The 24,149-nt window shown below is 60.1% G+C and carries 16 protein-coding genes; 13 read left to right on the plus strand and 3 right to left on the minus strand.

Translation table 11 applies throughout. The features are described from left to right. Window positions 1–214: 214 nt before the first annotated feature. The 6 genes from recC (at window position 215) to yfiB (ending at window position 11,918) form a co-directional block, all read left to right on the plus strand. Window positions 215–3,667, plus strand: coding sequence for an exodeoxyribonuclease V subunit gamma (recC, locus tag AC1RMX_RS17300; protein ID WP_493072597.1), 3,453 nt, complete (start codon window positions 215–217; stop codon window positions 3,665–3,667). Further along, window positions 3,664–7,353: an exodeoxyribonuclease V subunit beta gene (gene recB, locus AC1RMX_RS17305; RefSeq protein ID WP_493072598.1), complete on the plus strand. Its 3,690-nt coding sequence runs from the start codon at window positions 3,664–3,666 to the stop codon at window positions 7,351–7,353. The genes recC and recB overlap by 4 nt, the downstream gene beginning before the upstream one ends. Beyond that, entirely contained in the window at window positions 7,350–9,455 is a 2,106-nt protein-coding gene (recD, locus tag AC1RMX_RS17310) for an exodeoxyribonuclease V subunit alpha (RefSeq protein ID WP_493072599.1), read from the plus strand. Before recB ends, recD begins: the two co-directional genes overlap by 4 nt. Before the next feature lie 122 nt (window positions 9,456–9,577). Then, window positions 9,578–10,153, plus strand: coding sequence for a regulatory sequestration protein YfiR (gene yfiR, locus AC1RMX_RS17315; protein ID WP_096818680.1), 576 nt, complete (start codon window positions 9,578–9,580; stop codon window positions 10,151–10,153). Further along, complete coding sequence (gene dgcN / locus AC1RMX_RS17320; protein ID WP_096818682.1) at window positions 10,150–11,418, plus strand: diguanylate cyclase DgcN/YfiN; 1,269 nt, start codon at window positions 10,150–10,152, stop codon at window positions 11,416–11,418. Before yfiR ends, dgcN begins: the two co-directional genes overlap by 4 nt. Further along, window positions 11,418–11,918: an outer membrane lipoprotein YfiB gene (gene yfiB / locus AC1RMX_RS17325; RefSeq protein ID WP_176504814.1), complete on the plus strand. Its 501-nt coding sequence runs from the start codon at window positions 11,418–11,420 to the stop codon at window positions 11,916–11,918. The genes dgcN and yfiB overlap by 1 nt, the downstream gene beginning before the upstream one ends. On the opposite strand, the gene AC1RMX_RS17330 is transcribed toward yfiB, so the two are convergent. Beyond that, window positions 11,915–12,862, minus strand: coding sequence for a LysR family transcriptional regulator (locus AC1RMX_RS17330; protein WP_114881330.1), 948 nt, complete (start codon window positions 12,860–12,862; stop codon window positions 11,915–11,917). The two genes, yfiB and AC1RMX_RS17330, sit on opposite strands and share 4 nt — an antisense overlap. 149 nt (window positions 12,863–13,011) lie before the next feature. Here AC1RMX_RS17330 and AC1RMX_RS17335 point away from each other — a divergent pair, with 149 nt between their 5' ends. Further along, entirely contained in the window at window positions 13,012–14,538 is a 1,527-nt protein-coding gene (locus tag AC1RMX_RS17335; protein WP_493065213.1) for a CoA-acylating methylmalonate-semialdehyde dehydrogenase, read from the plus strand. 9 nt (window positions 14,539–14,547) lie between these two features. Next, complete coding sequence (gene mmsB / locus AC1RMX_RS17340) at window positions 14,548–15,435, plus strand: 3-hydroxyisobutyrate dehydrogenase (protein WP_493072600.1); 888 nt, start codon at window positions 14,548–14,550, stop codon at window positions 15,433–15,435. 76 nt (window positions 15,436–15,511) lie between these two features. Here the strand turns inward: mmsB and AC1RMX_RS17345 are convergent, their stop codons facing one another. After that, window positions 15,512–15,856: a cupin domain-containing protein gene (locus AC1RMX_RS17345; RefSeq protein WP_096818693.1), complete on the minus strand. Its 345-nt coding sequence runs from the start codon at window positions 15,854–15,856 to the stop codon at window positions 15,512–15,514. Between the two features lie 603 nt (window positions 15,857–16,459). Between AC1RMX_RS17345 and AC1RMX_RS17350 the strand changes: the two genes are divergently transcribed. From AC1RMX_RS17350 to rfbA, 5 genes are read left to right on the plus strand one after another with little or no spacing between them, the layout of a single operon-like run. After that, window positions 16,460–17,395 (plus strand): acyltransferase, encoded by a 936-nt coding sequence (locus AC1RMX_RS17350; protein WP_493072601.1) that lies wholly within the window; start codon window positions 16,460–16,462, stop codon window positions 17,393–17,395. A gap of 38 nt (window positions 17,396–17,433) precedes the next feature. Further along, window positions 17,434–18,642 carry a glycosyltransferase family 28 protein gene (locus AC1RMX_RS17355; RefSeq protein WP_493072602.1) on the plus strand — a complete coding sequence of 403 codons (1,209 nt, stop codon included), beginning with the start codon at window positions 17,434–17,436 and terminating at the stop codon, window positions 18,640–18,642. Between the two features lie 22 nt (window positions 18,643–18,664). Continuing rightward, window positions 18,665–20,842, plus strand: coding sequence for a prenyltransferase/squalene oxidase repeat-containing protein (locus tag AC1RMX_RS17360; RefSeq protein WP_096818699.1), 2,178 nt, complete (start codon window positions 18,665–18,667; stop codon window positions 20,840–20,842). Window positions 20,843–20,896: 54 nt separating this feature from the next. Next, window positions 20,897–21,979 carry a dTDP-glucose 4,6-dehydratase gene (gene rfbB, locus AC1RMX_RS17365; RefSeq protein WP_493072603.1) on the plus strand — a complete coding sequence of 361 codons (1,083 nt, stop codon included), beginning with the start codon at window positions 20,897–20,899 and terminating at the stop codon, window positions 21,977–21,979. Between the two features lie 42 nt (window positions 21,980–22,021). After that, window positions 22,022–22,945 (plus strand): glucose-1-phosphate thymidylyltransferase RfbA, encoded by a 924-nt coding sequence (gene rfbA / locus AC1RMX_RS17370; protein WP_085734075.1) that lies wholly within the window; start codon window positions 22,022–22,024, stop codon window positions 22,943–22,945. 42 nt (window positions 22,946–22,987) lie between these two features. Here the strand turns inward: rfbA and AC1RMX_RS17375 are convergent, their stop codons facing one another. Beyond that, window positions 22,988–24,133: an LLM class flavin-dependent oxidoreductase gene (locus AC1RMX_RS17375; protein WP_096818702.1), complete on the minus strand. Its 1,146-nt coding sequence runs from the start codon at window positions 24,131–24,133 to the stop codon at window positions 22,988–22,990. Window positions 24,134–24,149 lie beyond the last annotated feature (16 nt).

Below are 24,149 nucleotides of genomic sequence, written 5' to 3' on the forward strand. Positions count from 1 at the left end.
ACGATGCATCGCCGATGGTAGTGTGGGGTTTCCCCATGTGAGAGTAGGTCATCGTCAAGATTAAATTCCGAAACCCCAATTGCGAAAGCAGTTGGGGTTTTGTTTTGCCCGCAGGAAAGTTCGTACGACATTCTCGGACGCCCTGCGGCTGTCCTCGCCTGCCGACAATGCTAAGGTTCAGCCCTAGCTTTTGTACTTTTCCAAGGAAGCCTTCATGCCGGACACTCAGTCCCTCAACGCTGCATTCATGGTGGTTCAGAGCAACAGCCTGGACGAACTGCGCAGCCTTGTGATCAGCATAATGCGGCGCTATCCGCTGGCTCCTCTGGAGAACGAAATTGCGCTCGTGCAGAGCAACGGCATCGCTCAATGGCTCAAGCTGGCATTAGCCGAGGATCCTGAAGAGGATGACCTTGGCGGCTGCGGTATTGCCGCCGCAATTGATGTGCAGTTGCCGGGCAGTTTCATGTGGCAGCTTTACCGCATGGTCCTGGGGCGAGATGAGATCCCGGCAAAGTCCCTGCTCGACAAGGCACCTCTGACCTGGCGGCTGATGCGCTTGTTGCCGCAGGTCATCGACCTGCCGCATTTCGAACCGCTGCAACGATTTCTGACCCATGACACCGACTTACGCAAGCGCTACCAGCTGTCCGAGCGTCTGGCTGATCTATTCGATCAGTATCAGGTGTACCGTGCCGACTGGCTTGAGGATTGGGCCGAGGGGCGTCATCAACTACGAAATGTCAGAGGTGAAATAAAACCGCTGCCCATCACCAGTTGCTGGCAGGCGGAGCTATGGCGTGCATTGCTTGAGGATGTCGGTGAACAAGGTATGGCTCAAAGCCGTGCGGGCGTGCACCAGCGATTCATCGAGTGCATCAACAACCTTGAAAAAGCACCGACAGGTTTGCCTTCACGAGTAATCGTTTTCGGAATTTCCTCACTGCCTGCGCAAGTACTCGAAGCATTGGCAGGGCTGGCCCGTTTCAGCCAGGTCCTGCTCTGTGTCCACAACCCTTGCCGTTATCATTGGGCCGATATCGTTGCCGACAAGGATCTGTTGCGCCATCAATACAAACGTCAGGCTCGCAAGAACGGTATGCCCGTGGTTCTGGATTCGGAATCACTGCATCAACATGCCCACCCGCTACTGGCTGCCTGGGGCAAGCAAGGTCGTGACTACATCAATCTGCTCGACAGCTATGACGACCCCGGCAGCTATCGCGCGGCATTTCGCAATGGTCGTATCGATCTGTTCAGCGAAACAGTCCCGCAAAATATGCTCAATCAACTGCAGGATGACATTCTGGAGCTGCGCCCACTCGACGAGACGCGTGAGCTCTGGCCCGACGTCGATCTGAAGCACGACCAGTCGATTCGATTCCACATTGCCCATAGTGCCCAGCGTGAAGTGGAGATTCTCCACGATCAGCTTCTGGCCCGCTTCAGCGCCAATCCCGAACTGCGCCCGCGCGATGTAATCGTGATGGTGCCTGATATCGACAGCTATGCACCGCATGTCCGTGCGGTGTTCGGGCAGCTGGATCGTCATGATCCACGGTTCATTCCTTTCACACTGGCAGACCAGGGGCAACGCGGTCGCGATCCATTACTGATCGCTGTCGAACATCTGCTCAAACTGCCAGACAGTCGTTTCCCCGTCAGCGAAATCCTCGACTTGCTCGATGTTCCAGCGTTACGCGCACGGTTCGGAGTGGAGGAGCGGGACTTGCCGACTCTGCATCGCTGGATCGAAGGCGCCGGTGTGCGTTGGGGGATGGACGCTGATCAGCGCGCCGGACTGGGATTGCCAAATGAACTGGAGCAGAACAGCTGGCGTTTCGGCCTGAGGCGGATGCTCCTCGGGTATGCGGTTGGCGACTCAAGTGCCTGCGCGGGTATTGAGCCCTACGATGAAATTGGCGGTCTCGATGCCGCATTGATCGGTCCTCTGGTCGCCTTGCTGGATGCCTTGGAGTACTCGCACCAGCAATTGCTGAAGCCTGCGAAACCTCAAGAGTGGGGGAGCCGGTTACAGGTACTGATGCAGGTGTTTTTCAAAGCGAGCAATGAGCATGACGACTACTTGCTGACCCAGCTTGAAGAGCTGCGCGAAACATGGCTGGAGACCTGCGAGTCTGTCGGACTGGAAGACGAGTTGCCGCTGACCGTTGTTCGCGAGGCCTGGCTGGCTGGACTGGATCAGGGGCGCCTTTCTCAACGCTTTCTGGCCGGAGCGGTGAACTTCTGTACCCTGATGCCGATGCGGGCAATTCCATTCAAGCTGGTTTGCCTTCTGGGCATGAACGATGGCGATTATCCCCGGGCACAACCACCGCTGGACTTCGACCTCATGGGCAGCGATTACCGGCCGGGAGATCGCTCCCGCCGTGAAGATGATCGCTATTTGTTGCTAGAAGCACTGTTGTCTGCGCGTCATCAGCTCTACATCAGTTGGGTTGGACGCAGTATTCGTGACAACAGTGAGCGGCCACCCTCGGTGCTGATCGGTCAGTTGCGCGATCATATCGCCAACGGTTGGTGCACGACTGACGACAGTGCGGATCTTTTGCATGCCATGACTCAGGAACATCCGCTGCAGCCATTCAGTTCACGTTACTTCCATGAGGGAAATGAGCTGTTCAGCTACGCCAGCGAATGGCAGATGCTGCATCTACGTCATGAGCCTGTTGATGTGAAAGGAATACTTGAACCCCATGTCCAGGAGGAGCCGTTGAGTCTCGCACTGCTGCAGGATTTCCTGCGCAATCCGGTGCGACACTTTTTCACTCAGCGATTGAAGGTTTACTTTGAAGCGGCACAAGTACCTCAAGCCGATGAAGAACCCTTTGTCCTGGATGCGTTGCAGCGATATACCCTCAGCGACAGTTTGCTCGAAGCGGCCCTGAGACATCCGGAGAGTGTTGATCAGGCGCTTGAGGCTCAGGCTCGGCGCCTGCAAAACAGCGGGCTGCTGCCCATGGCGGGATTTGGTGAGTGCCTGCAGCGAGAGTTGATCGAACCGCTTCCTGATTTGCTGCAACGCTATCAGCAGCTACTGACGCTTTGGCCGACTCCGTTGACCAGCGCGATCCCGATCAATCATGAATGTCAGGGATTACGCCTGGAAGGATGGCTTGGAGGTCTGCATCAACGCGCCGATGGCGGTGTGCTGTCGGTGACGACGATCCCCAACAGCATCGGTTCGATCAAGAACCGCAAATGGCACCGTCTGACCAAACCATGGGTCAATCATCTGGTCGCTTGTGCGAGTGGGCTTTCTCTGACTACGGCGCTGGTCGCCAGTGACGACACCCTTTTGCTTGAACCGATGGAGCAGGGCCGGGCCTGGAGAATACTCGAAGACCTGCTGCTCGCCTGGCAGTCAGGAATGCGTCAACCGCTCCCGGTTGCGGTGAAAACCGCTTTTGCATGGCTGGGCCAGAATGACCCGCTGAAAGCTGAAGCCGCTGCCCGCAAAGCCTATGAAGGTGATGGCCAGACCAGCGAAGGTGAGCGACGCGAAAGTCCCGCATTGGCCCGTCAATTCCCGGATTACGATGAATTGTTGGCCGAAGAGACATTCCCCGATTGGTGCAACGCTTTATACCGCCCAGTGCTCGAAGCCCCTTGGCAATCCTTGGCCAGCGCGGGGGAACGTTCATGAGCGCAAAGCAGCCTCTTGCCTTGGCGTTTCCGTTAAAGGGCAGTCAACTGATCGAGGCCAGCGCGGGTACTGGCAAGACATTTACAATCTCCGCGTTGTATCTGCGCCTGATCCTTGGCCACGGTGGTGACACGAGTGGCTTCGGTCGCGAGCTGCTGCCACCGCAGATTTTGGTGGTGACATTCACCGACGCAGCGACCAAGGAGTTGCGCGAACGTATTCGCACACGTTTGGCTGAGGCCGCACGCTTCTTCCGTGACGAGACACCGCCTCCAGATACGTTGATCGATGAGTTGCGCGCGCAGTTCGACCCTCAGCAATGGCCCGGTTGCGCCAATCGTCTGGACATCGCCGCGCAATGGATGGACGAGGCTGCCGTCTCGACGATCCACAGCTGGTGTCAGCGAATGCTGCGCGAACACGCATTCGACAGCGGTAGTCTGTTTACCCAGACCCTCGAAACCGATCACAGCGATCTGTTGGGCGAAGTGCTCCGCGATTACTGGCGCCTGTTCTGCTATCCGATGCAGGGGGATGTACTGAATTGGGTTCGCAGTCACTGGGGCGGTCCGGCCGCTTTGTTGCCTCGCGTACGTGCTCTCTTCGGTACTGAACGTAATGGAGCAGAAGGCAGATCTCCGGCCGAATTGATCGAAGAATGCCTGCAAGAACGTCGAGCAGCATTGGTTGAATTGAAAAAGCCCTGGCAGCGGTGGGCGGATGAGCTGCTCGCCATTTGTCATCAGGGCGTCGCCAGCAAGACAGTCGACGGGCGCAAGATGCAGGCTCGCTACTTCGAGCCCTGGTTCGAGAAACTCAAGGCCTGGGCTGAAGACGAGTCACTGGAGCAACTGGATATCGGTACCGGATTTACCCGGCTCACGCCTGACGGCATGGCCGAGGCCTGGAAAGGCGAGCCACCGAGCCATCCGGGACTGGACGCCATGCAGGCACTCAAATCAAGCCTCGATGAGCTGCCAACCCCCGACGCCGCGGTGCTGCAGCACGCCGCCAAATGGGTGGGAGAGCGCTTTGAAGAAGAAAAGCGTCGACGTGCCGAAATGGGTTTCGACGACATGCTGCTGCGACTCGACGCAGCCTTGCAATCCGAAGGCGGCGAGCGCCTCGCCACGCTTATTCGCGAGCAGTTTCCGGTCGCCCTGATCGACGAATTTCAGGACACGGATCCGGTGCAGTACCGGATCTTCGAGAACATCTATCGCATCGAGGAAAACAATCCAGAGACCGGTCTGTTCCTGATCGGTGACCCGAAGCAGGCGATCTATGCCTTCCGTGGCGCAGACATCTACACCTACCTGCGCGCGCGAATAGCCACCACCGGGCGGCTACATACGTTGGGTACAAACTTCCGCTCCAGCCACGGAATGGTCCGTGCGGTGAACCAGGTATTCGAACGCGCGGAGTCTCGTGAGCAGGGGCGCGGCGCGTTTCTGTTTCGAGAGAAAAACGGTGATAACCCGGTGCCGTTTCAGCCCGTGGATTCTCAGGGGCGCAAGGAACATTTACTGATTTCCGGGCAAGACGTGCCGGCGCTGAATATCTGGCATTTATCCACCGAGCAACCAGTCTCCGGTGCGGTCTATCGTCAACAGTTGGCCGCGGCCTGCGCCAGTGAAATCACTGCCCTGCTCAATGGCGGGCAAGCCGGCAGCGCTGGTTTCGCGCAGGACGGCAAGGATTTTCGCGGGGTGCAACCGGCGGACATCGCAATTCTTGTGCGTGACGGCAAAGAGGCCCAAGCGATACGCGGTGAGCTTGCCGCCCGAGGAGTGCGCAGTGTTTACCTGTCGGACAAGGATTCTGTCTTTGCGGCCCAGGAGGCTCATGACTTGCTGGCCTGGCTCAAGGCCTGTGCCGAACCGGATGTCGAGCGATCGTTGAAAGCAGCCCTGGCCTGCACCACGCTGAACCTGCCGTTGACTGAGCTGGAGCGCCTGAATCAGGACGAACTGGTCTGGGAAGCACGCGTCATGCAGTTCCGAGCCTATCGCGAGATCTGGCGCAAACAAGGCGTGCTGCCGATGTTGCGGCGTTTTCTGCATGACTTCCATCTGCCGCAAACCTTGATCGCGCGCAGTGATGGTGAGCGGGTGCTGACTAACCTGTTGCACCTGTCGGAGCTGATGCAGCAGGCAGCCTCCGAACTCGATGGCGAGCAGGCGCTGATCCGGCATTTGGCCGAGCACCTTGCGCTGTCCGGTCAAGCGGGTGAGGAGCAGATCCTGCGCCTTGAAAGCGACGAGCAACTGGTCAAGGTCGTGACGATCCACAAGTCCAAGGGGCTTGAGTATCCGTTGGTGTTTCTGCCTTTTATCTGCTCGGCCAAACCCGTGGACGGCAGCCGGCTGCCGTTGCATTACCACGATGCATCCGGCAAGGCTCAGGTCAGTCTCAAGCCTGATGCCGAGCTGATTGCCCTGGCCGACAATGAGCGGCTGGCGGAGGACCTGCGTTTGCTCTACGTCGCTCTGACCCGGGCACAACATGCCTGCTGGCTTGGCGTGACGGACCTCAAGCGCGGCAATAACAGCAGCTCGGTCCTGCATCTTTCAGCACTTGGTTATCTGGTGGGTGGTGGCGCGTCATTGAGTGAATCCAGCGGTCTGGCTCGCTGGCTCGACGATCTGCAGCAACATTGCCCTGCGCTGAGCATCGTTGAAATGCCACTGGCAACCAGCGAACGCTACCAGCCGCCACGCAACGAAGCGATCCCAAGTGCCACGTTGATCCCCAAACGCAAGGCCAGCGAAAACTGGTGGATCGCCTCTTACAGTGCCTTGCGCATCAGTGACGTGTTGAGCGTGGGCAGTGATGAAGCACCGGATAGCCCGCAAGCGCAAAAACTGTTCGACGACGAGCGCCTTGAGCCCGATGCCCCTCGCGAGATCATTCCGGGAGGGGCCGAGATTCACCGCTTCCCCCGAGGACCGAATCCGGGGACGTTCCTCCATGGACTGCTCGAATGGGCAGGCGATGAAGGGTTCGCGGTTTCTCGCGAGGCACTGGAAGATGCGATCGCCCGGCGTTGCAATCGACGCGGCTGGGAAGGCTGGATCACGACCCTCAGCGACTGGCTGCAGCACCTGCTCAAATCACCGATGCCCGCAGGCACCGGTCGACCACCGGTCGTGTTGGAGCAATTGAAACAGTATCGGGTCGAGATGGAGTTCTGGTTCGCCAGCCACAAGGTCGATGTCGTCAGACTCGACGAACAGGTCCGCAAGTTCACCCACAACGGCGTTGCCCGGGTTGCCGCCGAAGCGGTGCAACTCAACGGCATGTTCAAAGGCTTCATCGACCTGACCTTTGAACATGACGATCGTTACTACGTGGCGGACTACAAATCCAACTGGCTGGGCGTCGATGACGCCGCCTACACCGAACTGGCCATGGAACAGTCGATTCTGGAAAACCGTTACGACCTGCAATACGTGCTGTATCTGCTGGCACTGCATCGTCAGCTCAAGGCCCGCCTCGCCGATTACGATTACGACCGGCATGTTGGCGGTGCGCTGTATCTGTTCCTGCGGGGCTCTCGTGCTGACAGCGGTGGTGTGTATTTCGTGCGGCCGCCGCGGGAGCTGATCGAGCGTCTGGATCGGATGTTCCAGGGCAAACCGGAACCGAAAGCCGAGCCCGCGTGGGAACAGGGAGAATTGCTATGAGCCGCACCATCGCGGATTTTCCGCCGGTTTCACTGGATGCCGACGGCCTCGCGCAGCTCACCCCTCTGACGCGAGCCCATGACCTGTTGCAGCTACTGAACCTCTGGGTCGAGCGTGGATGGCTGCGGGCGCTGGACAAGGCATTCGTGGCATTTCTTTACGAGTTGGCGCCTGACGTTGATCCGTTGGTATTACTTGCCGCCGCGTTGACCAGTCATCAACTCGGCCACGGTCATGTGTGCCTGGATTTGTTCGAAACCCTCAAGGCCCCGGACTTCGCCCTGTCCCTGCCGCCGGAGGGGGACGTGCAATCGGGTGTGTTGTTGCTGCCATCGCAATTGCTTCAAACCCTGGAAGGGGCGCACTGGTGCAAGGTGCTGGCCGGCAGTTCGCTGGTGGCGCTGGCTGCCGATGACAGTGAGTCTGCACGGCAATGTCCTCTGGTGCTGTCCGGTAAACGCCTGTACTTGCGGCGGTACTGGGCCTATGAGCGACGCATCGACACTGCTCTGCGTCAGCGCTTGGCGGAGCATGAGCCGACGCCGGGCGATCTGTCGCAGCGGCTGGACGAGTTGTTCGGATCGACAAAGAACGCCGACGTGATCGACTGGCAGAAACTCGCCTGCGCGCTGGCGACCCGAGGTGCTTTCAGCATCGTCACGGGCGGGCCTGGCACCGGCAAGACCACCACGGTGGTGCGTTTGCTGGCGTTGCTTCAGGCCCCGGCGGTCGAAGCCGGTCAGCCTCTGCGTATTCGCCTGGCCGCCCCCACGGGTAAGGCGGCTGCGCGGTTGACCGAATCCATCAGCCAGCAAGTGCAATCGCTGAAAGTCACCGACACCGTTCGGGAAAAGATTCCTTCCGAGGTCACGACTGTTCACCGTTTGCTCGGCAGCCGTCCCGGCACCCGACACTTCCGTCACCATGCCGGGAACCGTCTGCCGCTGGATGTGTTGGTGGTCGACGAAGCGTCCATGATCGATCTGGAAATGATGGCCAACCTCCTTGATGCGTTGCCGTCGCACGCTCGTCTGGTGTTGCTGGGCGACAAGGATCAACTGGCCTCCGTCGAGGCCGGTGCGGTGCTGGGGGATCTGTGCCGCGACGCCGAGGCGGGTTGGTACAGTCCGCAGACCCGCCAATGGCTGGAGTCCGTGAGCGGTGAGTCCTTGCAGGACAGCGGTTTGCATGAGGACATCGACGGTACACACCCGTTGGCGCAACAAGTGGTGATGTTGCGTCACTCGCGGCGTTTCGGCGAGGGCAGTGGCATCGGCCAGCTCGCGCGTCGGGTGAATCAGCAATTGCCGGATGAGGCTCGCCAACTGTTGGCAGGGCGAAGCCATGACGACGTGTATTCACTGGCGCTTAAAGGTGAGCAGGACCACGCGTTGGAGCGGCTTGTTCTGGAAGGGCATGGCGATGGCCCCCACGGGTATCGGCATTATCTGAGCGTTCTGCGCAATCAGCGTCCGCCTGCCGGAGCTCCCCTTGAGCATCCAGGTTGGCTCGATTGGGCGCGTGAGGTCTTGCAGGCGTTCGATACCTTCCAGCTGCTGTGCGCGGTGCGTAAAGGGCCGTGGGGTGTCGAGGGGCTGAACCAGCGCATCACCGACGCGCTGCTCAAGGCGCGGCTGATCGACAGCGACCAGCAATGGTATGAAGGTCGTCCGGTCCTGATGACCCGCAATGACTATGGCCTGGGGCTGATGAACGGTGACATCGGCATTGCTCTCAAACTGCCCGAGCGTGATGGGCCGAACGTCGGTGAAGCGGTCCTTCGGGTGGCGTTCCCGCGTAACGACGGGCGCGGCGGGGTACGGTTCGTGTTGCCGAGCCGGCTCAATGATGTGGAAACCGTGTACGCGATGACGGTGCACAAGTCGCAAGGCTCGGAGTTTGCCCATACCGCACTGATCCTTCCGGACGCCTTGAATCCGGTGTTGACCAAAGAGCTGATCTACACCGGCATTACCCGAGCCAAGCATTGGTTCACCTTGATCGAACCGCGAGCCGGGGTATTTGAAGAGGCGGTGCAGCGCAAGGTCAAGCGCTTGAGCGGTCTGATGCTGGAACTGGAGGAGGGCGTGGGACCTCGATAATGAAAATGCTGACGGATCCCGGCGTTATCTGACCAGCCGGTCAGAGGGTGCTGTATCGCTGGCGTTCCAACGCTGTGCTATCGTTGCGGCATCATCTCGTTACGATCCAAGAGAATCCCTGCATGAAGCTGGCTGTCTGGGCGACAGAGCGCGTAGTTGGCAGCAAGCAAGTGTTGCTTGCCGGTCTGCTCTGTTTGCTCACGGGTGTGGCTGCTGCCCAGCCGCAAACACCGGTGGGTATGGCCGAGCAACGGGCAAAATCCGTTACTCAGGTGGTCCTCGGCATTCTCAGTTATGCCCGCTGGCCGGTTGAACCTGCACAATTGCGCCTGTGCATCGTCGGTCCCACCGAATACACCGACGACCTGGTGAAAGGCACGACCCAGGCCACGGGCCGACCTGTCACTGTGCGTCGCCTGCTGGCCGACAACCCGTCTATCGTCAGCGAGTGCGATGCGGTGTACATCGGCAAACTCACCGCCGATGAACGCAGCCGACTGTTCGCTTCGCTGATTGGCCACCCGGTATTGAGCATCAGTGAGGGCGGCGATCAGTGCACGGTTGGCAGTCTGTTCTGTCTGCGAGTCGGTGATGAGCAGGTGTCGTTCGAGGTCAATCTCGACTCCGTCGCCCGCAGCGGCGTGCGCATTCATCCGAGCGTGCTGCAGTTGTCGCGCCGCAAGCCGGCGGCCCCATGAGACGCAACAAATCCACAGGGCGTCCGACCCTGGGTTCGGTCATCGGTCGCGGGCATTTGATTGTCGCGCTGGTTGCCGTGGGAATGGCCAGTGTGTCCCTGACCCTGCTCGGTGTGCTGGCGCTGCGGGTCTATGCCGATCACAACCTGCACCTGATCGCTCGTTCGATCAGTTACACCGTGGAAGCGGCGGTGGTGTTCAACGACAAGCCTGCCGCGACGGAAGCGCTGGCGTTGATCGCCTCGACCGAAGAGGTGGCGGACGCGCAGGTGCTGGACAGCCAGGGCCAGGAGCTTGCGCGTTGGCAGCGTCCGGAGAACGGCTTGTTTTCCGGGCTGGAAATGCAGATAACGCGGGTCGTTCTGGAAAAACCGATCAGCCTGCCGATCCTGCATCAGGATCGCGAGATCGGCCGGATCCTGCTGACGGGGCACGGCGGCAGCTTGATGCAGTTTCTTTTGAGCGGTCTGGCGGGCATCATTCTCTGCACCGCGATCAGCGCCTGGGTGGCGCTCTATCTGGCGCGCCGTCAGTTGCGCGGGATCATCGGCCCGCTGCACAGCCTGGCGGGAGTCGCCCACGCCGCCCGCAGTGAGCGGGCGCTCGACCGGCGCGTACCTCCGGCGAAAATCGCCGAACTCGACAACCTCGGTAATGACTTCAATGCCCTTCTTGATGAGCTGGAGTCCTGGCAGACCCACCTGCAAAGCGAGAACGAAACCCTCGCCCATCAGGCCAGCCACGACAGCCTCACTGGATTGCCCAATCGCGCGTTCTTCGAAGGCCGTCTGATCCGCGCACTACGCAGCGCCAGCAAACTCAACGAGCGGATGGCGGTGCTGTTTCTCGACAGTGACCGTTTCAAGGGCATCAACGACAGTTTCGGTCATGCCGCCGGCGATGCGGTGCTGGTGGCGGTGGCTAACCGGATTCGGGCGCAGTTACGCGAAGAGGATCTGGTGGCGCGTCTGGGCGGCGATGAGTTTGCCGTTTTGCTGACGCCGTTGCACAAGACCGAAGACGCCGAGCGCATTGCCGACAAGATCCTCGCCAGCATGGACACCCCGATTGCATTGCCGGGCGACACCAGTGTGGTGACCTCGCTCAGTATCGGCATTGCGGTTTACCCCGATCATGGCGCCACGCCCGGCACCTTGCTTGATGCGGCTGACGCCGCCATGTATCAAGCCAAGCGCCTGTCGCGTGGCGCCCAATTCACGGCCGGGTCGGAGCACCCGGTCGATCCCGTTCAAACCAGGAGCTAATGCCCGTGTTCTCACTTTCCGTTCGACTGTTTTCCACACTGATGTTGATGGCCATGTTGGCCCTGACCGGATGCCAGACCGCCCCGCAAAAAGGCCTGACGCCAGCGCAGATTGCCGTGCTCAAACAGCAAGGCTTTGAGCTGACCGACGATGGCTGGGAATTCGGCCTGTCGGGCAAAGTGCTGTTTGGCAGCGACATCGAAAGCCTGAACAAGCAAAGTACCGAAATCGTCGAGCGTATCGGCAAAGCCTTGTTGGGTGTCGGCATCGAACGGGTGCGAGTGGATGGTCACACCGATGCCTCGGGCAAGGAAAGCTACAACCAGCAGCTGTCGCTGCGCCGAGCGAAAAGCGTCGGTAAAGTGCTGACCACGGTCGGCATGAAGGAAGAGAATATCCAGCTGCAAGGCCTCGGCAGCCGCGAACCGGTGGCCTCCAACGACACCGTTGCCGGCCGCACCGAAAACCGCCGGGTATCGATCGTGGTCAGCGCCGATTAATCGGCGAACTGCATCTCCCGGGTCTGCCCCATCAACAGCGCCTGATTGCGCTCGGTCACTTCGCGGATGTAATCCCACAACAGGGTGATCCGCTTGAGCTTGCGCAGATCCTCCCGGCAGTACATCCAGAACTGCCGGGTGATGTCGATTTCCTCCGGCAGCACCGGTAACAGGCGTGGGTCCTGGGCTGCGAGGAAACACGGCAGAATCGCCAGCGAGCGCCCCTGCTGCGCCGCCACGAATTGTGCGATCACGCTCGTGCTGCGCAAATTGGCGCTGGCGCCGGGCACCACGTTCGCCAGATACAGCAGCTCCGAGCTGAACGCCAGATCATCCACGTAACTGATGAATTGATGCTTGCCCAGGTCGGCGGGGCGGCGGATCGGCGGGTGTTTGTCGAGGTATTCCTGGGTTGCGTAGAGCTGCAAGCGGTAGTCGCAGAGTTTGCAGCACACATACGGCCCGTGTTCCGGGCGTTCGAGGGCGATGACGATGTCGGCCTCGCGTTTGGACAGGCTGATGAAGTGCGGCAGCGGCAGGATGTCCACCGAAATTGCCGGGTAGGCGTCGACGAAGTGGCTCAGTTGCGGCGTGATAAAGAAACTGCCGAAACCTTCGGTGCAGCCCATCCGCACATGCCCGGAAAGTGCGACACCGGAGCCGGACACTTGTTCGCAGGCCATGTGCAGTGTGCTTTCGATCGACTCGGCGTAGCTCAGCAGACGCTGGCCTTCGGCGGTCAGCACGAAACCGCTGGTGCGGGACTTTTCGAACAGCAATGTGCCCAACGCCGCCTCCAGCGAACTGATTCGCCGCGACACCGTTGTGTAATCCACAGCCAGGCGTTTGGCCGCAGTGCTGGCCTTGCGGGTACGGGCGACTTCGAGGAAAAACTTGAGGTCGTCCCAGTTCAGCGAGCCTAAAGATGTGATGTTTTTTTGCATGATGGACGGGCTTATATGTGCGTTCTTATTAGAAGTTTGCACATCTATACTCCAAAAACAGTCCGACAACCAATTCGTGACACACGCCTCATCTCAAGGCGAACCCTTCGCCTTGGCTCCTAAGATAAAAACAAGTTCTGGAGACCAGCATGAACGCATCGCTTACGCCCAACGAAACCACGATCCAGAAGGTCAAGCTGCTGATCGACGGCGAGTGGGTCGAGTCGCAGACCGCCGAGTGGCATGACATCGTCAACCCGGCGACCCAGCAGGTGCTGGCCAAAGTCCCGTTCGCCACCGCCGCTGAAGTCGACGCTGCCGTCAGTGCTGCCCAGCGCGCCTTCCAGACCTGGAAGCTGACCCCGATCGGCGCGCGCATGCGCATCATGCTCAAGCTGCAAGCGTTGATCCGCGAACACTCCAAACGCATCGCCGTGGTGCTGAGCGCCGAACAGGGCAAGACCATTGCCGATGCTGAAGGCGATATTTTCCGTGGCCTGGAAGTGGTCGAGCACGCGTGCTCCATCGGCAGCCTGCAAATGGGCGAGTTCGCCGAAAACGTTGCTGGCGGCGTCGACACTTACACCCTGCGCCAGCCGATCGGCGTCTGCGCCGGCATTACGCCGTTCAACTTCCCGGCAATGATTCCGCTGTGGATGTTCCCGATGGCCATCGCCTGCGGCAACACCTTCGTGCTCAAGCCGTCCGAACAGGATCCGCTGTCGACCATGCTGCTGGTGGAACTGGCGATTGAGGCCGGCGTTCCGGCGGGTGTGCTCAACGTCGTGCACGGTGGCAAGGACGTGGTCGATGGCCTGTGCACCCACAAGGACATCAAGGCGATTTCGTTCGTCGGTTCGACCGCCGTCGGCACCCACGTTTATGACCTGGCCGGTAAGCACGGCAAGCGCGTGCAATCGATGATGGGCGCGAAGAACCACGCCGTGGTGCTGCCGGACGCCAATCGCGAGCAAGCGCTCAATGCCCTGGTCGGCGCCGGTTTCGGTGCGGCCGGTCAGCGTTGCATGGCCACCTCGGTGGTGGTACTGGTGGGGGCGGCCAAACAATGGTTGCCGGATCTGAAAGCGCTGGCGCAGAAACTCAAGGTCAACGCCGGCAGCGAGCCGGGCACCGATGTCGGTCCGGTCATTTCGAAAAAGGCCAAGGCGCGGATTCTCGATCTGATCGAAAGCGGTATCAAGGAAGGCGCCAAACTCGAGCTGGACGGTCGCGACATCAGCGTGCCGGGCTACGAGAAAGGCAACTTCGTCGGCCCGACCCTGTTCTCCGGGGTGACCACCGATATGCAGATCTACACCCAGGAAATTTTCGGCCCGGTACTGGTGGTGCTGGAAGTCGACACCCTCGATCAGGCCATTGCGCTGGTCAACGCCAACCCGTTCGGCAACGGCACAGGCCTGTTCACCCAGAGCGGCGCGGCGGCGCGTAAATTCCAGAATGAAATCGACGTCGGTCAGGTCGGCATCAACATCCCGATTCCAGTGCCGGTGCCGTTCTTCAGCTTTACCGGTTCGCGCGGTTCGAAACTCGGCGACCTCGGCCCGTACGGCAAGCAAGTGGTGCAGTTCTACACCCAGACCAAAACGGTCACGGCGCGCTGGTTCGATGACGACAGCGTCAACGACGGCGTGAACACCACCATTAACCTGCGCTGAGGTATGGCCATGAAAATCGCATTTATCGGTCTGGGCAACATGGGCGCGCCGATGGCGCGCAACCTGATCAAGGCCGGGCATTCGCTGAACCTGGTGGACCTGAACAAAACCGTGCTGGCGGAGCTCGAGCAACTGGGCGGCGCCATCCGCGCCTCGGCTCGCGAAGCCGCAGAGGACGCGGAACTGGTGATCACCATGCTGCCTGCCGCCGTGCATGTGCGCAGCGTCTGGCTCGGTGAAGACGGTGTGCTCGCCGGGATCGGCAAAGGTGTGCCGGCAGTGGATTGCAGCACCATCGATCCGCAGACTGCTCGCGACGTGGCAGCGGCGGCTGCCAAACAAGGCGTGGCCATGGCCGATGCGCCAGTTTCCGGCGGCACCGGCGGCGCCACCGCAGGTACGTTGACCTTCATGGTCGGCGCCACCCCGGAACTATTCGCCACTCTGCAACCGGTGTTGGCGCAAATGGGCCGCAACATCGTGCATTGCGGTGAAGTCGGCACCGGGCAGATCGCCAAGATCTGCAACAACCTGTTGCTCGCTATTTCGATGGTCGGCGTCAGCGAGGCGATGGCCCTCGGCGATGCGCTGGGGATCGACACCGGCGTGCTTGCTGGGATTATCAACAGCTCGACCGGCCGTTGCTGGAGCTCGGAAATGTACAACCCGTGGCCGGGCATCGTCGAAACGGCGCCGGCCTCGCGTGGTTACACCGGTGGCTTTGGCGCCGAGCTGATGCTCAAGGATCTGGGGCTGGCCACCGAGGCGGCGCGTCAGGCGCATCAGCCGGTGGTGCTGGGCGCTGTGGCGCAACAGTTGTATCAGGCAATGAGTCAGCGCGGGGAAGGTGGCAAGGACTTCTCGGCGATCATCAACAGCTATCGCAAGCCGCAGTAATCGTCGTCAGGCCTGTGTTTGTCACAGGTCTGTATTGCCGGGAAATCACGTCGGGTGGTTTCCCGGCTTTTTTGTATCAGGCGAACACGAAATATTTGCGCACAGTCTCGACCACTTCCCAGGTGCCCTTCATGCCCGGTTCGACGACGAAGATGTCACCGGCACGCAGGTGGATCGGCTCCAGGCCGTCCGGGGTGATGATGCAGTAGCCCTCCTGGAAGTGGCAGTACTCCCATTTCACGTAATCCACGCGCCACTTGCCTGGCGTGCAGATCCAGGTGCCCATGATCTTGCTGCCGTCTTCGCTGGTGTAGGCGTTGAGGTTGACGGTGTGCGGGTCGCCCTCGAGCTTCTCCCATTTGCAGGCGTCGAGTACTGGCAGCGGGTGAGTGTCGCGCAGAACGGTGATAGGTGCGGGCATGACGGCTCCAGGCCAAAGGCAGTTTGAGTCGCCACCCTAACGTTGGTCAGCACTGTCGGAATGTCTGGGTTCGACCTCCAGATGCCTGTTAGCGCTGGAGGGATCCCCCCTGAAACCGGCCACTTGCACCAATGCTGTGCATACATGACGGTTTTAATACAAGCGCGCACCATAAAAGTTCAATAAATTTTTAGACCAAAACGAGATAACCATCCGGGCACCTATTGCAAAACAAAATCGTCTGTACTATAACATTCGTACTAAAGGACAATCCCACCCTAATGGAGCTACACCAGAGTCACGGACAGACTTGAATCGGCTTTTCTTCACATAAAACTGACTTGGCCATCGGCGCAAGCGTGAACTTCTACCTGTTGTTAATGAATAACGACAATTGAATGAACCGGTCAGTTAATAAGTTGCGCAGACGCAATGTTGTGCGTGCTTTGAATAGAAGCCATAAATAAACAGTTAATTATTATTTGTGCATCGGCAGAATTATATCTGCGGGATACGCACGCCTTTCGAATTTATATGTGCCCGGCATCAATGGAATGAGGCTTGATTGTGGACGACATAAACGTAATTGAAGTTTCGACGACCGTGAATAACGCGAGTGAATTGGGCCGGCATGTCTGGATTCGTGCTGGCAGCCGCCTGCAAAACGTTCAGGTCGCCGATGATTGTTTCATCGGATTCAAGTGTGATTTGCAGTTCGCCTCCATCGGCGCGTCCAGCATGCTGGCCACTGGCGCACGGTGCCTGGGCACTGCGCAATCACCGGTACACATTGCCGACAATGTCTGGCTGGGCGCCAAGGCCACCGTGACCGCGGGCGTTTCCATCGGCGCGGGAGCGGTGATCGCTGCCGGAGCGCTGGTGACTGCTGATGTACCGGCCGATGCCATCGTGGTCGGCCGCCCGGCGCGAGTCATTGCCCTGCGCACGGTGGTCGAGGACGGCCTGCCGAGCCCGGCGCCGGTGCTGGCGAAAGTCCGGGATCGGGCGCGCCAGGGCTTGCCGTCGATGCTCGATCGGTCGACGCAGTCGGTGCCGCGGCTCAAGGCGTTGAACCCCGACGCCGCGACCTGGGACATCAGTGACGAAGCCTTGATCGATGCCGAATTGCGCGGCGGGGCTTCGGTGGAAATCGCCCGGGACTGCATTCTGATCGGACGCAGCAGCCGCCAGGGCGGTATGTCGCAACTGGGCGGCATCGAACTGGGCACCGGCGCTCGACTGGCGCCGGGCGTGGTTATCGAAGCGGCCGGTGGCGTGACCATCGGTGCCTTCAGCGAGCTGGCCGAAGGCGTCACGATTGTTGCGTCTACTCATGATCATTCGTTCCGCTCACTGCCTTGGGAGGAGGCACCTGTGTGCATTGGAAGTCGTTGCGTAATTGGCGAGGGCGCCATCTTGGTAGGTCCACTGAATATCGGTGACGGTGCAGTTATCAAGCCGTACTCAGTGGTGATAAGGGATGTATTGGAAAACACTGTGGTTCATGGCGTTGTTCAACTAATGGAGATTCAAGAATGATTTTATTTGCCCCCAATCCGACCGGTTCAGGCCACAACATGCGCGCGCTTTCGATCGCTCAGGCGATTAAAAAGCAACGTCCGGATATGCCATTGACCGTGGCGCTGGCTTCTTTGCAGCCCACCTTTACGCCGATGTTCGAAAAGTCCGGCGTTGAAGTGGTGGATATTGCCGGTCGTTTGGTCGATTACTCGAAAAAGAGCAACTTGTCGAAGGAACTCGACTGGAATAATTACATCGGCGGTTATATCGCCAATACCTTCTTGTCCGGTGAGCGGATTCTGTCTTACCTGGCCCTGATCGCCGAGTACAAGCCGACCGCCCTGGTGTCTGACTACAACATGGCTGCCTGCCTGGCCGCGATTTTCAGTGGCACGCCGCTGGTGTTCGTGACCGAGCGCTATGACTTCACACTCTGCCAGCTCCAGGATCACGACCTGGCCGACGGTGGTTTCGAAGTCAATGCGCTGGAAATGGCCCGGGCCCGTACCGCGCTGCACAGCCAGTTCAACTGGATGATCAATCAGAGCCAACTGGTGCTGACCGACAAGCCGTACGTGCCTTCCCTTGATCAGGGCACGCCGGTCGCCGAAGCGCTGATCAGCGGCAAAGCGCATTTTGTCGGGCCGATGATCCGCGACATCAATGTCCAGAGCGGTTTGAACGTTCGCGAGCAATTGAACCTGGGCGATGCGCCGTTCGTTGTTGCCTCTATCAGCGGCACCACGATGTTTGCGCAGAACAAGGACGCGCTGCTCGCCGCCTACCTCGACAGCTTCAAGGTCCTGCGCGAACGCAATCCGGAACTGAAACTGGTGTTGCTCGGCCGTCAGGATATCCAGGCCCAGGACGGCGTGGTTTGCGTGCCGTATTACCCGGACTGGATGGGCCTGCTGCGCGAAGCCAGTCTGCTGATTTCGGCGCCGGGCTGGATCACCGTGACGGAAATCGCCGCGCTGCAGATTCCGACCCTGTTCGTGTTGCCGTCCAAATCCGAATACCACGAACTCGAAGCGCTGCGCCGCCTGGAGTTGCTCGGTTTCCCGACGCATCTGGGTCACGATCGCGATGCCATCGTCGAGCTGATTCAGGGCGAACTGGAGAAAGACACTCGCGCTTCCGCCTACTACGCGCCTCATCGTCAAGTGGCCGCGCCGGACGGCGAAGGTGCTGCCCGTGCCGCCATGCGCATCATCGAATTGTGTCAGGGCAGCGTTGTGTCGCTGACTGAAAGCAAAGCCGCTTAACCTCAAGGAAGAGGGATTTACCATGCCGCTGCATCCGCAGTTTGTATTTGATCAAGGCCTCAAGGACATTGAGTACGGCGGTTTTTTTGCTGTCACCGATGCCAGTGGCGAAGTCGCGATTTCCACTGACAAGCAGTTGCAGGATCAGGTCGCGGCCACGCTCTACCAGGCCGACCACGGTGACGATGTTCAACTGCGTTTTGCCCACGACGGGTTGATGCGTTTGTACGATGCGCCGAACGCCGGTTTTCACGAGCTCGCTGACCGCTACTGGACGCCGCATGGTTCGGGGCGTTGCCGAACGCTGGCGCTGCAACTGGACGCATTGGAGGCGCTGATTGCCTATCAGCGTCGAGTGCCGCAGGACGCGGCGAACGATGCCGTGATCCACAGCATGCTGGAAAAGGTCGAAGCACTTTACGCCCGTTCCACGGTTGCCGGCCTGTACAGCAGCGACTGGTCGACGCCGCTGGAGCTGGCGACCTCGATCGATCTGGACATCAGCGCCACGGCCTTGCTGGCGCGCATCGGCAACGAGCCGTTGGGTCTGGGGCTGGTCGGGCACTTGCAGATTCACGCAGAAAACCTGATCGGTCGCGTGGCCGGCAGTGACAGTGCATCCTGTGTCGATGTGTCCCTGACCCGCTGCGCCGTACGCGCTCAGGTCAGCCTGGTGCTGGCGCGTCTGGCCGATGTGCGGGACGACAACGCGCTGTCGAACCTGGCCCGTTCGTTCCTGCTGCAAACCCTGTCACTGTTTCGCGACCCGGCCTACGGCGGGTACTGGGACCGGGTAGGCATCAACGGCAAAGTGCGTTGCGACTGGCACACCTCGTACAAGAACCACGAGTCGCCATTCCCGATCAAAACCGCCTACGACGTGGCGTTGCTGTTGCAGGCCATTCAGGCCTTGCCGTCCGGCGCGAGCGAAGCTGACCGGTCTTCGGTGACGGCAGCCTTGCTGGAGTTTCACGACGCCCGCAATGGCGGACTGTTCATGGGCAAGGGCTACTTCTGGTCGACACCTGATGACCCGACCGTGCCGTTCATTCGGCAGTTCTGGGCGCCGCCGCGTCAGCCGGGGATCTTCAGCATCGGCAACCTGACGTACCTGCCGTTGCACTTGAAGAGCCTGAAAACCCAGCTCGCCGCCGCCCACGCCTTGCAGGCCATCGAACCGGCCGCTGCCGTTGCTCATCATGACGATGCGGCGTTGGTAAACCGTGAGCTGCAAGTGATTGATGGCGGTGGCGACGTGCAGCGCATTCACCCGAATGGCGTGCCGACCATCAATGTCGATCTGCAGCGTTATCTCGCGTGGCTGGCCAAGGCCCGGGCGTCGAATGAAACCCCTTACGGGCTGACCGCCGAAACTGCGCCGCTGGGTTTTCGTGCCGACAAAACCTGGCAGGTGTTTTCCGGATTGCACGTGATTTCGGACTTGCACGCCCTGGGTCTGCAAATCGAAAACAAGGCCAGCCTGATCGATTGCATCAGGGCCTCGCAGAACACCGACGGTGGATTTGCCGAGCAGCCGGGGCACCTGAGCGATGTGTTCGCCACCTACTGCGCGGTGTTGTCGCTGCGGGTTCTGGGCGCGTTGCCGAACGATATCGGCGGTTGCGTGCGTTACCTGCAAGCGTGCCAGAACCCCGATGGCGGGTTCGGCGATGTGCCGGGTTTCGGCTCGGACATCTGGCACACCAACCTGGCTGTGTTGTCGCTGCATGCGCTGGAAGCCAAGGCGCCGGACGAGCAGGGCGTGATGGCGTTTGCCTTGCGCTGCCGCTCGGCCGACGGCGGTTTCGCCAACAAACCCGGGTATCCGCCGGACGCCTTTTCGGTGTACCGCGTGGTGTCGACGCTGTTCATTCTCAACCGACGCATCGTCGATGCCGAACAGACCGTCGCCTGGCTGCAGAGCCTGCAACTGGCCAACGGTTCGTTCCACTACCGGCCGGGCAAAGCGGTCAGCCTGGTGGGGACTTACATGGCCATCGCGGCGATGTTTCTGCTCGACGCGCAGCCGACGCATTTGCAGGAATCGAAAGACTGGATCGCTTCCCATCAGAAGCAGGACGGTGGTTTCGGCCCGCTCAATGCGACCTCGGCGACCACCGATGAAAGTTTCGTCTGCATTCAGACGCTGCTGATTCTCGAGCAAGGGCTGTCGCAATACTGGGTGGCATTGTTGAACTGACCTGCACACAGCATCGAAGGACGTTAAATCATCATTTTGCCAGGGGAGGCGCTGATGAAAATTTTAGTGACAGGGGGCGCGGGCTTCATTGGCTCGGCCGTGGTGCGGTTTCTGATTGAAGAGACCGAATGTGAAGTGATCAACGTCGACAAACTGACCTACGCCGGCAATCTCGAGTCGCTGGCCGATGTGTCCGACTCGCCGCGTTATCGGTTCTGTCAGGTGGACATCTGCGACAAGCCGGCGCTGGACGAATTGTTCGCACGGCTGCAACCGGATGCGGTGATGCACCTGGCCGCCGAGTCCCACGTGGACCGCTCGATCGATGGCCCGCAAGCCTTCATCGAAACCAACATCGTCGGCACTTACACGATGCTCGAAGCCGCACGTGGTTACTGGAACCGGCTGGACGCGGCGCGTCAGTCGGCGTTCCGTTTCCATCACATTTCCACCGATGAAGTGTATGGCGACCTGGAACCCGAAGATCCGGCGTTCACCGAGCGAACGCCGTATGCGCCAAGCTCGCCGTACTCGGCGACCAAGGCCGGCTCCGATCATCTGGTTCGCGCCTGGCATCGCACCTACGGCTTGCCGGTGGTAATGAGTAACTGCTCGAACAATTACGGGCCTTATCACTTCCCGGAAAAACTGATTCCTCACGTCATTCTCAATGCGCTGCAAGGCAAGCCGCTGCCGGTTTACGGCGATGGCGCGCAAATCCGCGACTGGCTGTTTGTCGAGGATCACGCCCGCGCCCTGTATGCGGTGGTCACGCGCGGTGAGGTCGGGCAGACCTACAACATCGGCGGCCACAACGAGAAGACCAACCTTGAAGTCGTGCAAACCCTGTGCGATCTGCTCGAAGCGCGCGGGGCGGAAAAACCGGCGGGCGTCGCGCACTTCCGCGACCTGATCACCTTCGTCAAGGATCGTCCGGGCCACGACAAACGCTACGCCGTCGATGCCGGGAAAATCCACGCGACGCTGGGCTGGACGCCGCAGGAAACCTTCGAAAGCGGCATGAAGAAAACCGTCGACTGGTACCTCGACAACCGCGCCTGGTGGGTCCGGGTAATGTCCGGTGCCTACGCGCTGGAACGTCTCGGCGAGCAACGCAACGAGGCCCTCGTGGCCTGAACACACAGTCATTCAAATCTCACTGCTTGAAAGGAAAAAAGCATGGCCAAGTACAAAGGAATTCTGCTGGCAGGCGGCGCCGGTTCGCGTCTGCACCCGATCACCCTGGGCGTCTCGAAACAGTCGCTGCCGGTGTATGACAAACCGATGATCTACTACCCGCTGTCGGTGCTGATGCTGGCGGAAATCCGCGAGATCCTGATCATCTCCACCCCGGAAGATCTGCCGGGCTTCCAGCGCATGCTCGGCGACGGCAGCCAGTTGGGCCTGAGCCTGAGTTACGCGGTGCAACCGAGCCCGGACGGCCTCGCCCAGGCGTTCATCATCGGTCGTGAATTCGTCGGTGAAGACAACGTCTGCCTGGTGCTCGGCGATAACATTTTTTACGGCGCCGGTTTCGGTGAAACCTTGCTGCAAGCGGCGTCTCGCGACGAGGGCGCCACGGTGTTCGGCTACTACGTGGCCGATCCCGAGCGCTTTGGCGTGGTGGAATTCGATGCCGCCGGCAAGGCCCTGAGCATCTGCGAAAAACCGAGCGATCCGAAGTCCAACTACGCGGTCACCGGCCTGTATTTCTACGACAACGAAGTGCTGCAGATTGCCGCCGACATCAAGCCGTCGCCGCGCGGTGAGCTGGAGATTACCGACGTCAACAACGTCTACCTGCAACGCGGCAAGTTGAATGTGTCGGTGATGGGCCGTGGCATGGCCTGGCTCGACACCGGGACCCACGATGCGTTGATGGAGGCCGGCAACTTTGTGCAGGCCATCGAGAAACGCCAGGGTCTGAAAATCGCCTGCCTCGAAGAGATCGCCTATAACAAGGGCTGGATCGACGACGCGCAGTTGCTGGTGCACGCGGGCAGCATGAGCAAGACCGGTTACGGTCAGTATCTGGCGCGGCTGATCAACGATGATGTGGTGGTTTCGATGGACGCGCAGCGCCCGCTGAAAGGCGCTGCCTGACCGTTGCGAGATCAATGTGGGAGCACGGATGCTCCCACGGTCTCAGTGGCCGGTCACACTGTCATGTTGCGGGGTTTTGACGCCCGGGCGTGGTTCGGCTGGCGACGGTTGCAGGGACTGCAAACGGGCCAGGCGATTGGCGTGAGTCGGCGCTTCGGCCGCCAGTGGCGAGCGGCGTTTGCGGGTTTCTTCACGCAGCACCGGCAACACTTCCTTGCCGAACATGTCGAGTTGTTCCAGCACGGTCTTCAGCGGAATACCGCCGTGGTCGAACAGGAACAACTGGCGCTGATAGTCGCCGAAGTGCTCGCGGAAGGTCAGGGTCTTGTCGATGATTTCCTGAGGGCTGCCGACGGCCAGCGGGGTCATTTCCATGAACTCTTCCAGGGATGGACCGTGGCCGTACACCGGGGCGTTATCGAAGTAAGGGCGGAACTCCCGACGTGCATCCTGGGAGTTGCGACGCATGAAGATGTGTCCGCCGAGACCGACGATTGCCTGCTCCGGCGTGCCATGGCCATAGTGGGCAAACCGTGTGCGGTAAAACTCGACCAGCGCCATGAAATGTTCCCGGGGCCAGAGGATGTGGCTGGCAAAAAAGCCGTCGCCGTAATAGGCCGCCTGTTCGGCGATTTCCGGAGTACGGATCGAGCCGTGCCAGACGAAGGGCGGCAGGTCGTCCAGCGGTCGCGGGATCGAGGTGAAGTGGTTCAGCGGTGTGCGAAAGCGTCCGCTCCAGTTGATGTCTTCCTCGCGCCAGAGCCGGTGCAGCAGGCGATAGTTTTCCATCGCCAGCGGCAGGGCGTCGGCGATGCTCTTGCCGAACCAGGGATAGACCGGCGCGGTGTTGCCACGGCCGAGCATCAGGTCCATGCGTCCGCCGCAGAGGTTTTGCAGCAGCGAATACTCTTCGGCCAGCCGCACCGGATCGTTGGTGCTGATCAGGGTGGTGGACGTCGAAAGAATGATGCGTTGGGTCTTCGCTGCGATGTACGCCAGCAGCGTGGTGGGAGAGGAGGTGATGAACGGGGGATTGTGGTGCTCGCCGGTGGCGAACACGTCCAGTCCGATGTCTTCGGCCTTCTGCGCAATTTGCAGGGTGGCCTGGATGCGCTCGGATTCACTGGGGGTACGGGCGTTGGTAGGGTCCTGTGTGACGTCGCCAACGGTGTAGATCCCGAATTGCATAAAGCCTCCTTGCCTT

Source organism: Pseudomonas sp. GW822-FHT03F04, from assembly GCF_058801405.1.